Annotated in this window: 8 protein-coding genes; all 8 read right to left on the bottom strand. The window is 69.4% G+C overall.

Features of this window, described 5'->3' with window-relative positions:
* Nucleotides 1-41 precede the first annotated feature (41 nt).
* Nucleotides 42-1,607, bottom strand: coding sequence for a sugar ABC transporter ATP-binding protein (locus ACMV5O_RS04595; RefSeq protein ID WP_416162386.1), 1,566 nt, complete (start codon nt 1,605-1,607; stop codon nt 42-44).
* Nucleotides 1,600-2,844 carry an ROK family transcriptional regulator gene (locus ACMV5O_RS04600; RefSeq protein ID WP_416162387.1) on the bottom strand — a complete coding sequence of 415 codons (1,245 nt, stop codon included), beginning with the start codon at nt 2,842-2,844 and terminating at the stop codon, nt 1,600-1,602. Before ACMV5O_RS04600 ends, ACMV5O_RS04595 begins: the two co-directional genes overlap by 8 nt.
* 142 nt (nt 2,845-2,986) lie before the next feature.
* Nucleotides 2,987-4,483 (bottom strand): glycogen synthase GlgA, encoded by a 1,497-nt coding sequence (glgA, locus tag ACMV5O_RS04605; protein ID WP_416162388.1) that lies wholly within the window; start codon nt 4,481-4,483, stop codon nt 2,987-2,989.
* 10 nt (nt 4,484-4,493) lie between these two features.
* Nucleotides 4,494-5,762 (bottom strand): glucose-1-phosphate adenylyltransferase, encoded by a 1,269-nt coding sequence (gene glgC, locus ACMV5O_RS04610; protein ID WP_416162389.1) that lies wholly within the window; start codon nt 5,760-5,762, stop codon nt 4,494-4,496.
* A gap of 52 nt (nt 5,763-5,814) precedes the next feature.
* Nucleotides 5,815-8,070 carry a 1,4-alpha-glucan branching protein GlgB gene (gene glgB / locus ACMV5O_RS04615; protein ID WP_416162390.1) on the bottom strand — a complete coding sequence of 752 codons (2,256 nt, stop codon included), beginning with the start codon at nt 8,068-8,070 and terminating at the stop codon, nt 5,815-5,817.
* A gap of 56 nt (nt 8,071-8,126) precedes the next feature.
* The gene (locus tag ACMV5O_RS04620) at nt 8,127-9,452 is read right to left on the bottom strand and encodes an NAD(P)/FAD-dependent oxidoreductase (protein ID WP_416162391.1); all 1,326 of its coding nucleotides are present in this window, start codon (nt 9,450-9,452) and stop codon (nt 8,127-8,129) included.
* 124 nt (nt 9,453-9,576) lie between these two features.
* Complete coding sequence (eno, locus tag ACMV5O_RS04625; protein WP_416162392.1) at nt 9,577-10,860, bottom strand: phosphopyruvate hydratase; 1,284 nt, start codon at nt 10,858-10,860, stop codon at nt 9,577-9,579.
* Nucleotides 10,861-11,005: 145 nt separating this feature from the next.
* Nucleotides 11,006-12,649, bottom strand: a complete 1,644-nt coding sequence (locus ACMV5O_RS04630) for an NADP-dependent glyceraldehyde-3-phosphate dehydrogenase (RefSeq protein ID WP_416162393.1) — start codon at nt 12,647-12,649, stop codon at nt 11,006-11,008.
* Nucleotides 12,650-12,672 lie beyond the last annotated feature (23 nt).

A 12,672-nucleotide genomic window follows, 5' to 3' on the forward strand; every position in this document is an offset into this window, starting at 1 on the left:
GGGGTCTCCTGGATTTCTTGTCGTGAGAATGCGTGCGGGCCTCAGGCCGCGGCGCGCAGGGCTTCGGCCGTGCCACTGCCGGCACCGGTGGCGAGTTCGATGATGGATTCCTGGGTGATGCTGCGCCCGGAGTGGCCGCCGAGTTCGCCCACGATCTCGCCTTCGCGCATCACCAGCACGCGGTCGGCGGTGCCGACCACCTCGGGCAGCTCGCTCGAGATCACGATGACGCCCACGCCGCGGCGGGCGAGCGCGTTGATGATGCGGTAGATCTCGGATTTGGCGCCGATGTCCACCCCGCGCGTGGGCTCGTCGAGGATCAGCACCTTGGGGTGGATCTCGAGCAGGCGCGACAGCAGCACTTTCTGCTGGTTGCCGCCGGACAGGGCGCCGACATTGACCTTGGGGCTGGGCACCTTGATCGCCAGCTCGCGGATCGCCTCGACAGCGCGCTTGCGCCCGCGCACCAGGTCGAGCACGCCGAGGGCGCGGGCGTCGGTCGAACTGGCGCAGGTGTTGATGTTGTCGCCCACGCTCATGTCGAGGAACAGGCCGCGGCCCTTGCGGTCCTCGGTCAGGTAGGCCATGCCGGCCTTGATCGCGTCGAGCGGGCTGCGGATCGCCACCGGCGTGCCGTCGACGCTGACTTCGCCGGCGACGCGCTCGTCGGCGCCGAAGATCAGGCGCGCCAGTTCGGTGCGGCCGGCGCCGACCAGGCCGGCGATGCCGAGCACCTCGCCCGCATGCAGATCGAAGCCGCAGCCCTTCACCCGGCCGCCTTCGTGGCGGTCGCGCATGTCGCGCACCGACAGCACCACGTTGCCGGGATCGTAGGGCGCGTGTTCCTTCTTGTAGAAGCCGGAGATGTCGCGTCCGACCATCATCTGCACCAGACGGTCGGCGGACAGCCCGGCGCGCTCAAGCGTGCCGACGTAGGTGCCGTCGCGCAGCACGCTGACGCGGTCGGACAGCTCGTAGATCTCGGCCATGCGGTGACTGACGTAGACGATGGCCATGCCGTCGGCGCGCAGCTGGCGGATGAGCGCGAACAGGCGGTCGGTCTCGCGCGAGGACAGGGGGGTGGTCGGCTCGTCCATCACCAGGATGCGCGCCTTCGACTCGAGCGCGCGGGCGATCTCGACCAGCTGGCGTTCGGCGATCGACAGCGTGCTGACCACGGTGTCGGCGCGGAAGCTGGCGCCCAGGCGCTCGAGGATGCCGGCGCAGCCGGCCTCCATCTCGCGCCGTGCCACGCGCATGCCATGACGCAGCTCGCGACCGAGGTAGATGTTCTCGGCCACGGTGAGGCTGGGGCACAGCGCGAGCTCCTGGTAGATCACCGCAACGCCCTGCTCGCGCGCCGACTGCGGGCCGGCGATCGTCACCGGCTGGCCGCCGATGCGGATCTCGCCGCCGGCATCCGCCGTGTAGGCGCCGGACAGGATCTTCATCAGCGTCGACTTGCCGGCGCCGTTTTCGCCCATCAGCGAATGCACCTCGCCCGGATACAGCGTCAGCGACACGTCGTTCAGGGCACGCACGCCGGGGAAGGTCTTCGAGATGCCGCGCATCTCGAGCACCGGGGCCTTGTCCTTGTGGTCAGACATGTTGCGTCTCCTCGTTCACGCGGTTGCCGCTGTCCAGCACTTCGGAACGCGGCGAGAAATTGAAGAACATCGGCAGGCTGGCGGCACCGATCGCGCCGGCGTCGCTGCCGAAGGTGCCGCGCACGATCTCGGGCACGCCACGCGCCTCGGGTGCGGTGTCTTGCAGCTCGCGGGCAAGCGCCTCGCGCAGGCGGTCGATCAGGCCGAAATCGACGTCGGCATCGAGCACCACCACCGGCACGTCGAGCATGCAGTGCGCCGAACGCAGGGCCGGCGCGAGGGCATCGACGCAGTCCTGCAGCCACTCGTCCACTGCCGGATGGCCGTCGCGGATGAAGGGGCCGAGATCGACATGGGTGTCGAGCCGCTCGCCGTGCCAGCGCAGGTGGCGGACCAGCGCATTGAGCGAGGCGCGCGCCAGCAGCATCGTCCACTTGCCCGCCGGTGCGGGCGCTGAGGGCAGGCGGCTGGCCGGAACCGGCATCACCGCGATGTCGCCGGCGTTGCCGCTGACGCCGCGCACGCAGGTGCCGCCGAGGGCGATGCCGGCGCCGATCGCCGGGCCCATGAAGACGTACAGGAAGTCGTCGTACTTGCGACCGCAGCCATAGAACAGTTCGGCGATCGCGGCGGCGTTGCCGTCGTTCTCGGCATACACCGGCAGCCCGGCCTCGCGCTCGAGCGCGGCGCCGAAGTCAAAGCGGTCCCACTCGGCAAAGCTCGGGCTGTCGAGACCGAGTTCGCCCAGCCAGGCGCCAAGGTTGTAGGGCTGGGCGACGCCGATGCCGGCGATGCGGGCGCGCTCCTCGGCCTCGAGCGGTGAGAGCAGGGCGGTGATGTCCAGCACCACCCGCGCGAGCGCATCGGCGGGGGCGGGCAGCAGGCAGTCGTGCACCCGGCGGCCGATGATGTCGCCGCCGAGGTCGACGAGGATGGTCTCGATCGCATCGCGGTCGAGGCGCACGCCGATGCCGAAGGCGCCCTTGGGGTTGATGCTCACCAGGGTGGCGGGCTGGCCGCGCTGGCCCTCGATGCGGCGGCCGGTGGGCGTGACCAGGCCATCCTGCTCAAGCGCCTGGATGATGGTGCCGACCGCCGTGCTGGTGAGTTGAGTGCGGCGCGCGAGCTCGGCCTTCGAGGCCTCGCCCAGGCGGCGCAACAGCTGGAACAGGCGGCGGTCGTTGGGGCGGCGCAGGCCCATGGTGGGTGCGCCGCGTCCGCCTTGGTCGATGTCCATCCTGTCTCCTCCTGATCCGTATGGATCGCACTGGCTTATAAATAAATCAACTGAGTTTATTTAAAGCTCTGGGAGGAGATTTGTCAAGTTACTTTATTAAATTAACTGGAGTTAAATGCCCCTGCGCGGATCGCGCTTCGCTTCAGTTGGTCGCGCTGCCAGCCGCTGCGCCCGCCCTGGGCGCGGGCAGGCCGCGGTAGAGCGCGAGATAGGCTTCGGCGGCGCGCCGCCAGCCGACGTTCTGCGTCATGGCGCGCCGCTGCACCGTCTTCCAGTCGGCGCTGCGGCGGAACAGCGCGCCTGCGCGTTCGATCGCGCGCTGCAGCGCGGCGGGGGAGAACTCGTCGAACACGAAGCCGGTGGCATCGGTATCGAGCGTCTCCAGGCGGGCATCGGCGACCGTGTCGGCGAGACCGCCGACACGGCGCACCAGCGGCAAGGTGCCGTACTTGAGGCCGTAGAGCTGGGTCAGCCCGCAGGGCTCGAAGCGCGAGGGCACGAGGATTACGTCGCTGCCGGCGATCAGCCGGTGGGCGAAGTTTTCGTCATAGCCCAGGCGCACCGCCACCGCCTGCGGCTGCGCCGCGGCTGCCTCGCGGAAGGCGGCCTCGAGCGTGGCGTCGCCGCTGCCGAGCAGGGCGAACTGGCCGCCGCCGCCGACGATGGCCGGCAGGTTGTGCAACACCAGGTGCAGGCCTTTCTGTTCGGTGAGCCGGCTCACCACGCAGAACAGCGGGCCGTCGGCCGCATCCGCGAGCCCGAGTTCGGTGCGCAGCGCCTTGCGGCAGCGCGCCTTGCCGGCGAGGCGGGCGGCGTCATAGCGTGCAGGGAGCAGGGCGTCGGTCGCCGGGTTCCACACCGCGTCGTCCACGCCGTTGAGGATGCCGTGCAGCTCGTGCGCCCGTTCGCGCAGCAAGCCGTCCAGGCCGCAGCCCTGTTCCGGGCCCTGGATCTCGCGCGCATAGGTCGGACTCACCGTGGTGATGCGGTCGGCGTAGTACAGGCCCGCCTTCATGTAGCTCAGCTGGCCGTGGAACTCCAGCCCGTGCATGGCATAGAAGTGCGCGGGCAGGCCGAGCTCGGCGAAGCAGGCGGCGTCGAACAGGCCCTGGTAGGCGAGGTTGTGCACCGTATAGACGCTGCCGGGCAGCCCCGGCTCGCCAGCCTCGCCGGCTGCGCGCAGATAGGCGGGGGCCAGCGCCGCATGCCAGTCGTGCGCATGCACGCACTGCGGCCGCCAGTCCGGGTCCAGGCCGCGGCCGAGCGCGGCGGCGGTCCAGCCGAGCAGGCCGAAGCGCAGGTGGTTGTCGGCGTAGGCATGGTGCTGGGGGTCGGCGTAGGGGCCCCCGCTGCGCCGGTAGCAGGCGGGGGCGTCGATCACATAGGCATCGACGTCGCAGGCCGGCAGGCGGCCCAGGAGCAGGCGCGCATCGATCGCCGCCATCGCGCCGGGGGCGTGCAGCCGGGCCAGCTCCCGAGCGTGCTCGAGGGCATCGAGGATGGCTGGAAAGCCGGGCAGCAGCACGCGCGGCTCGCCACCGAGGGCGCGCAGCGCCGGCGGCAGGGCGCCGGCGACGTCCGCCAGGCCGCCGGTCTTCAACAGCGGAAAGATTTCCGCACACACCTGCAGGATGCGCATCGTCGACTCCTCAGAGCTTGTCGAGCATGGCGCGGGTCACCAGCACCACGCCGTTCTCGGTGCGGTGAAAGCGGCGCGCGTCGAGTGCGGCATCCTCGCCGATCACCAGGCCTTCGGGAATCGTGCAGCGGCGATCGATGACGACCTTCTTGAGCCGGCAATGGCGGTTGATCTGCACATCGGGCAGCACCACCGCCTGCTCGATGGTGCTGTACGAGCGCACCAGCACGTTGGAGAACAGCACCGACTCGCGCACCACCGAGCCGGACACGATGCAGCCGCCCGACACCAGGGCGTTGATCGCCGCGCCGCGGCGGCCGTCCTGGTCGTGCACGAACTTCGCCGGCGGCAGCTGTTCCTGGTAGGTCCAGATCGGCCAGTCCTTGTCGTACATGTTGAGCGCGGGCGTGGTCGAGGCGAGGTCGAGGTTGGCCGCCCAGTAGGCATCCACGGTGCCGACGTCGCGCCAGTAGGGGCCGGAGAAGGGCGGGGTCGCGATCGCCGACAGGTTGAAGGGATGGGCGAAGGCCTGGTGCTCGGCCACCGCACGCGGGATCAGGTCCTTGCCGAAGTCGTGGCTCGAGGCGGGATTCCTGGCGTCGTCCTCGAGCAGGCGGAAGAGGTAGTCGGCCGAGAAGATGTAGATGCCCATGCTCGCGAGCGACTGGTCGGGGTTGCCGGGCATGGCGGGCGGGTCGGCCGGCTTCTCGACGAAGGCGGTGATGTGGCGCCGCTCGTCGATCGCCATCACGCCGAAGGCCTTCGCCTCCTCGCGCGGCACCGCGATGCAGCCCACGGTGACGCCGCGGCCGCTGTCGACGTGGTCGGCGAGCATGATCGAGTAGTCCATCTTGTACACGTGGTCGCCTGCCAGCACCACGATGTACTCCGGCGGGGTGGAGTTGCGGATGATGTCCAGGTTCTGATACACGGCGTCGGCCGTGCCCTGGTACCAGTGCTCCTCGTCGATGCGCTGCTGCGCCGGCAGCAGGTCGACGAATTCGTTCATCTCGTTGCGCAGGAAGCTCCAGCCGCGCTGCAGGTGGCGCAGCAGCGAGTGCGACTTGTACTGGGTGATGACGCCGATGCGGCGCAGGCCCGAGTTCATGCAGTTCGACAGGGCGAAGTCGATGATGCGGAACTTGCCGCCGAAGTGCACCGCCGGCTTGGCGCGCACGTTGGTGAGGTCGCGCAGGCGCGAGCCGCGTCCGCCGGCGAGCACCAGGGCGAGGGTGCGGCGCGTCAGCGAGCGGCGCTGGGTGAAGCTCTCGATGTCCATGGGTGTCTCCATCTCCTTGTTGTTTCAATGGGTACGGCGGCCGGCGGTGGGCTCAGTCCTCGCGGACCAGCATCACCGTGGCCAACGGCGGCAGTCGCAACCGCAGTGACTGCGTCTGCCCCTGCCAGGGCAGGGGCTCGCTCGGGCGTGGCCCGTTGACCACGCCCGAGCCCCAGTAGGCGGTGTCGTCGGTGTTGATCAGCTCGCGCCAGGTGCCGGGCGCGGGCACGCCGATGCGCCAGTGCTCGCGCACCACCGGGGTGAAGTTGCACACCACCACCACGTTGCGGCCGTCGCGCGCGCGGCGCTCGAAGGCGAGCACCGAGTGCTCGGCGTCGTCGTGGCTGATCCAGCGGAAGCCGTCCGCCGACACGTCCTGCTCGTAAAGGGCAGGGTGGGCACGCAGGACGCGGTTGAGGTCGCGCACCAGGCGCTGCATCCCGGCGTGCGGGGCGTGCGCGGTGAGGTGCCAGGGCAGCGCGGCGTCGGCATTCCACTCCTGCCACGGCGCGAATTCACAGCCCATGAACAGCAGCTTCTTGCCCGGGTGGCCCCACATGAAGCCGTACAGCAGGCGCAGGTTGGCGAACTTCTGCCAGTCGTCGCCGGGCATCTTGGCGAGCAGCGCGCCCTTGCCGTGCACCACCTCGTCATGCGACAGCGGCAGCACGAAGTTCTCGGTGAAGGCATACACCAGCGAGAAGCGGATCTGGTCGTGGTGGTACTTGCGATGCACTGGATCGCGGGCCAGGTAGGCGAGCACGTCGTTCATCCAGCCCATGTTCCACTTGTAGTGGAAGCCGAGACCGCCGCCCCGCAGGTCGGGCGAGGGCGGGCGGCTGACCTCGGGAAAGGCGGTCGACTCCTCGGCGAGCGTGATCGCCTCGGGCCGTTGCGTGCCGACGAGGTGGTTCATGCGCCGCAGGAAGTCGATGGCCTCCAGGTTCTCGCGGCCGCCGAAGCGGTTCGGGGCCCATTCGCCGTCCTTGCGGCTGTAGTCGCGGTACAGCATCGACGCCACGGCATCCACGCGCAGGCCGTCGACGCCGTAGCGCTCGATCCAGTACAGCGCGTTGCTCGCCAGGTAGTTGCGCACCTCGCCGCGGCCGTAGTTGTAGATCAGCGTGTTCCAGTCCTGGTGAAAGCCCTCGCGCGGGTCGGCGTGCTCGTAGAGGTGGGTGCCGTCGAAGCTGGCGAGGCCGTGGCTGTCGCTGGGAAAATGTGCTGGCACCCAGTCGAGAATCACGCCGAGGCCGGCGGCGCGCGCCGCCGCGGTGAAGGCGCGGAAATCCTCCGGTGTGCCGAAGCGCGAGGTTGGCGCGTACAGTCCGGTGGGCTGATAGCCCCATGATCCGTCGAACGGATGCTCATGCACCGGCAGCAACTCGAGATGGGTGAAGCCCTGCTCCACCGCGTAGGGTACGAGTCGCTCGGCCAGTTCGCGATACGTCAGCCAGCCGCCGTCGGCGTTGTGTTGCCAGGAGCCGAGGTGGACCTCGTAGATGCTGATCGGGGCGTCGAGCGCGTTGGCGCGACGGCGTGACTCGTCGATCGCCACGCCGGGCAGCAGGCGCTGCACGACCGAGGCGGTCTGCGGCCGGACCTCGGCGCGAAAGGCGAAGGGGTCGGCCTTCAGCCGCAGGCTGCCGTCGGCGCCGAGGATCTCGTACTTGTACAGCTCGCCATCACCGACCGCGGGCACGAAGATCTCCCATGCGCCGCACTCGCGCCGCAGGCGCATCATGTGGCGCCGGCCGTCCCAGTGGTTGAAGCCGCCCACCACCGACACCCGGCGCGCGTTCGGCGCCCAGACCGCGAAGCGCGTGCCGGCCACGCCATCGACCACGCCCGGGTGGGCGCCCAGCCACTCGTAGGGGCGGTGGTGGCTGCCCTCGGCGAGCAGCCACACGTCGAGGTCCTCGATCAGGGCACCAAAGCGGTAGGGGTCGTCCATGACTACCGGCGCGAGCGGCGCACCATCCTCGCCGCGCCACTGCACGCGCAGTCGGTAGGCGAAGGGATTGCGCCGGCGCGGCAGCACGGCGGTGAAGAGCGCCGTGCCATCCTGTGCCGCGAGGCTTGCGATCCTGCGCTCGCGGCGGTCGATCACCTCGACCGCGAACGCGCCCGGCAGCAGTGCACGCAGCACCAGCGCGCTACCCACGCGGTGCATGCCCAGCGTGCCGAAGGGGTCGCCGTGCCGGGCGCACAGCAGGGCGTCGAGCGTGGCCGGGTCGACACGGGAGGGATCGTCGGCGGCATCGTCCGCGCCCCCGGCCCTGCCCGTGCGTTGCATCTTGGTCGTCATGAGGGCCTCATTTGGGTAGTCGCTGCACGCCGCGGTCGCGCTTGCGTTGGATGGAATCAGTGCAGTTTTACATGGGGATCGGTCTGGCGGCGCAGCCAACTGCTCACGGTGTCGAGTGCGGTCTTCCAGAAGCCGTGCAGGGCGATCAGGTGACTGCGGTATAGCGACCAGTACATCAGGCTGGCGACCATGCCTTCGATGCGGATGCCCTTGCCGCGGATGAAGCCCATCAGGTTGCCCAGCGTGTCATGGCGGCCAAGCGAGACCAGCGAACCCTGGTCGCGGTAGCGGAAGGGCGAGGGCGCGAGGCCGCGCACACGGGCGGTCAACGCGCGGGCGAGGTGGCGGGCCTGCTGATGGGCCACCTGGGCGCGTGGCGGCAGGTAGCCCTGTCCGTCGCGCCAGGGCGCGGCAGCGCAATCGCCCAGCGCGAAGATGGCCTCGTCGCGGGTCGTGCGCAGGCAGTCGTCGACCACCAGGCGATCGATGCGGTCGCTCTCGAGCCCGTCGAGCTCGCGCAGGAAGGCGGGTGCGCGGATGCCGGCCGCCCAGACGACGAGACTGGCGGGCAGCTCGGCGCCATCGGCGGTATGCACGGCGGTGGGCGTCACCGCCGTGACCTTGACCGCGGTATCCACGCGCACGCCGAGCCCGCTCAGCACGTCGGTGACGGCGGCCGACAGGGGCTCGGACAGCCCGGGGAGGATGCGTGGCCCGGCCTCGATCAGGCGGATGCGGACATGGCGCTCGGGGTCGATGTTGCGCAGGCCGTAGCCGGCGAGCACACGGGTGGTGTTGTGCAGCTCGGCCGCCAGCTCGACGCCGGTGGCGCCGGCGCCGACGATGGCGATGTCGAGCTGGCCGTCGGCCCCGGGCAAGCTGTGGTCGGCGGCAAAGCAGGCATTGACCAGCTTGCGGTGGAAGAGGTGGGCCTCCCAGGCCGCGTCGAGCTTGTAGGCGTGCTCGGCGACGCCGGGCGTGCCGAAGTCGTTGCACAGCGAGCCCACGGCGAGCACCAGCGTGTCGTAGGCCAGGTGACGTTCGGGGAGCACCAGCTCGCCGTCGTCGCCGCGCACCTCGCCGACGACGATCTCGCGTGCTGCGCGGTCGAGGCCGGTCATCGGTCCGCGACAGTAGGTGAAGCCGTTCCAGCGCGCCTGGTAGAGGAAGTCGATCTGCTCCTCGTGGATGTTGAGGCTGCCGGCAGCGACGGCGTGCAGCAGCGGTTTCCACATGTGGGTGCGGGTGCGGTCGACGAGCACGACCTCGATCTCGCCCTTGCCGCCGTGCTTGCGCCCGAGCCGGGTGGCGAGTTCGAGGCCGCCAGCACCGCCGCCGACGATGACGATGCGATGGGGGCGGGCTGGGGTCGGGTGCGCCATGGAGCTTGGGTCCTTTAACGGCTTGCAGGGTAAGCCGTCTGGAGGTGTAAAAAAGGTCCGGCCCCGGGGATTGGGAAGGGAGACCAGGCGCGGCCGGACCAAGGGAGGAAAGGCTTGTCGTCGCTCAGCGCGCGACGAAGGCCTGCGCGCCGGCGAAGCGGGCGTCGGCACCGAGCTCGCGCTCGATCGCGAGCAGGCGGTTGTACTTCTCGACGCGGTCCGAGCGGCTGGCCGAGCCGGTCTTGATCTGGCCGCAGGCGGTGGCCACGGCGAGGTCCGCGATCGTGGTGTCGCCGGTCTCGCCCGAGCGGTGCGACACGATCGACGCATAGCCCGCCTTGCGCGCCATCTCCATCGCCGCCAGGGTCTCGCTGAGGGTGCCGATCTGGTTGGGCTTGATCAGGATGGCGTTGGCGATGCCCTTGGCGATGCCATCGGCGAGGATCGCGGTGTTGGTGACGAAGAGGTCGTCGCCGACGAGCTGGGTGCGGCGGCCGAGGCGGTCGGTGAGGCAGCCCCAGCCGGTCCAGTCGTCCTCGGCCATGCCGTCCTCGATGCTGATGATCGGATAGTCGTTGACCAGCTCGGCCAGATAGCCGACGAACTCGGCGCGGCTGTAGTTCGCGCCCTCGCCGTCGAGGCGGTAGCGGCCGTCGTGGTGGAACTCGGACGCGGCGCAGTCGAGCGCGAGCGAGATCTCGCTGCCCGCCTTGTAGCCGGCGAGCTCGATCGCGGCGAGGATCAGGTCGAGCGCCTCGCGGGTGCCGGCGACGTTGGGGGCGAAGCCGCCCTCGTCGCCCACCGAGGTGGGCAGGCCGCGGCCGTCGAGCAGCTTGCGCAGGGCGTGGAAGACGCCGACGCCGGCGCGCAGCGCGTCGCCGAAGCGCTCGAAACCGTGCGGCACGATCATGCATTCCTGCACGTCCAGGCTGTTGTTGGCGTGCGCGCCGCCATTCATCACGTTCATCAGCGGCACCGGCAGCACGAAGCCGCGCTCGGCGTGGCCGAGGTGACGGTAGAGCGGCAGGCCGCGCGCGGCGGCACCGGCGTGGGCGGTCGCCATCGACACCGCGAGCAGCGCGTTGGCACCGAGCGCGGACTTGTCGGCGCTGCCGTCGAGTTCGCACAAGAGGTGATCGATGGCGGCCTGGTTGGTGGCATCGCGGCCCTTGAGCGCAGCGGCGATCGGCCCTTCGATGTGGCCGAGTGCCTTCAGCACGCCCTTGCCGCCGAAGCGCGCGGGGTCGCCGTCGCGCAGTTCGAGCGCTTCACGCTTGCCGGTGGATGCGCCCGAAGGCACGGCGGCGCGGCCGACGTGACCGGAGGCGAGGCGCACGGTGGCCTGCAGGGTGGGGTTGCCGCGGGAGTCGAGGATCTCGAGGCCTTCGATGGATGCGATTTCGTACATGGTGGGGGTCCGGAAAGCGTGGTTTCGACTGATGGATGGGGGTCCGCATGCGCGCAGGGTGGACCGGGGTAGAGGAGGGGAGTCCTCGCCCCGGTGCCGCAGGCTGCGGCACGCGGATGAGCGGCGAATCAGGGATGAAGTGCGATCAGAGAATGAAGCGCGTGTTCACGAAGTTCGACTTGTTGCCGAGCACGATGCTGTCGAGCAGCTTCTTGCTGGCCTCGGTCTGCTTGGCGGCGACCATGGTGCGGATCGAGAACGAGCGCAGCGCGTCATGCACCGACAGCGTGCCCTCGGCCGAGTCCTTGCGTCCGGCGAAGGGGAAGACGTCGGGGCTGCGCTGGCACTGGCAGTTGATGTTGACGCGGCAGACCTGGTTCACCAGCGGATCGACCAGGTGCGCGATCTGGTCCGGATCGCTGCCGAACACGCTGACCTGCTGGCCGTGGTCGGAAGTGATCACGTAGTCGAGCGCGGTCTCGACGTCCTCGAAGGGCGCCACCGGGATCACCGGGCCGAACTGCTCCTCGCGGTAGAGCTTCATGCCGGCCTTCACCGGGAACACCACCGCCGGGTAGAACAGCGTGTCGACCGAACTGCCTCCGTCGGCGTTGAGCACCTTGGCGCCCTGGGCGACGGCGTCGGCGATGCACTCGTTCATGTAATCGACCTTCTGGATCTCGGGCAGCGGGGTCAGCATCACGCCCTTTTCCCACGGCATGCCGATCTTCAGCTTGGCGATCTCCTCGTTGAAGCGGCGCAGGAACTGGTCGGCGATCGCCTGGTGCACCAGGATCATCTTGATTGCGGTGCAGCGCTGGCCGTTGAAGGACAGCGTGCCGGCGATGCATTCCTTGACCGTCAGCTCGATGTCGGCATCGGGCAGGATGATCGCGGCGTTCTTGGCCTCCAGCCCGAGCACCGCGCGCAGGCGGTTGGTCTTGGGGTGGGCCTTCTTCAGCTGGTCGGCGACCTTGCTGGTGCCGATCAGGGCCAGCACATTGACCTTGCCCGAAGCCATGATGTGGGGCACCACCACGCTGCCCTGGCCGTACACGATATTGATGACGCCGGCCGGGAAGGCGCTGCGGAAGGCCTCCAGCATCGGGTAGTAGAGCAGCACACCGAAGCGCGGCGGCTTGAACAGCACCACGTTGCCCATGATCAGCGCCGGGATCAGCGTGGTGAAGGTCTCGTTCATCGGGTAGTTGTAGGGGCCCATGCACAGCACGATGCCGAGCGGCGAGCGGCGGATCTGGGCGATCGTGCCGTCGACGATCTGGAAGCGCGAGTTGGCGTTGTCCAGGCTCTTCAGCTCGGCGATCGTGGCCTTGATGTAGTCGATCGTGCGGTCGAACTCCTTCTCGGAGTCAGCCAGGCTCTTGCCGATCTCCCACATGATCAGGTTCACGATCTCGCGCCGGCGGGCGAGGATCTGGTTGGTGAAGTTCTCGACGCAGGCGATGCGCTCGGCGACCGACATCGTCGGCCAGCGCCCGCGGCCGTTGTCGTAGGCCTGGGTGGCGGCGGCGATCGCGGCGTCGGCCTCGGCGGTGCCGGTGACCGGGAAGCTGCCGAGCTCGACCGGAGCGAGGCTGCCGTTGGCGGCGCGCACATGCACCGGCGAGAACACCGCGCGCGTCTCGCCCTTCCAGATCTGCATCTCGCCGTTGAGCAGGATGGAGCGCTGGTGCAGCGGGGCGAGCACGCGGCAGTCGTCGGGAATGTCGGCCTCGGCGGGGAAGAGGTCGTGCAGCTTCTGCTGCATTGGGCTGAGCTTCATGTCCATGGTGTCGGGTTTCCTTTTCGATG

Source organism: Thauera sp. WH-1, assembly GCF_047806685.1.
GTDB lineage: Bacteria > Pseudomonadota > Gammaproteobacteria > Burkholderiales > Rhodocyclaceae > Thauera.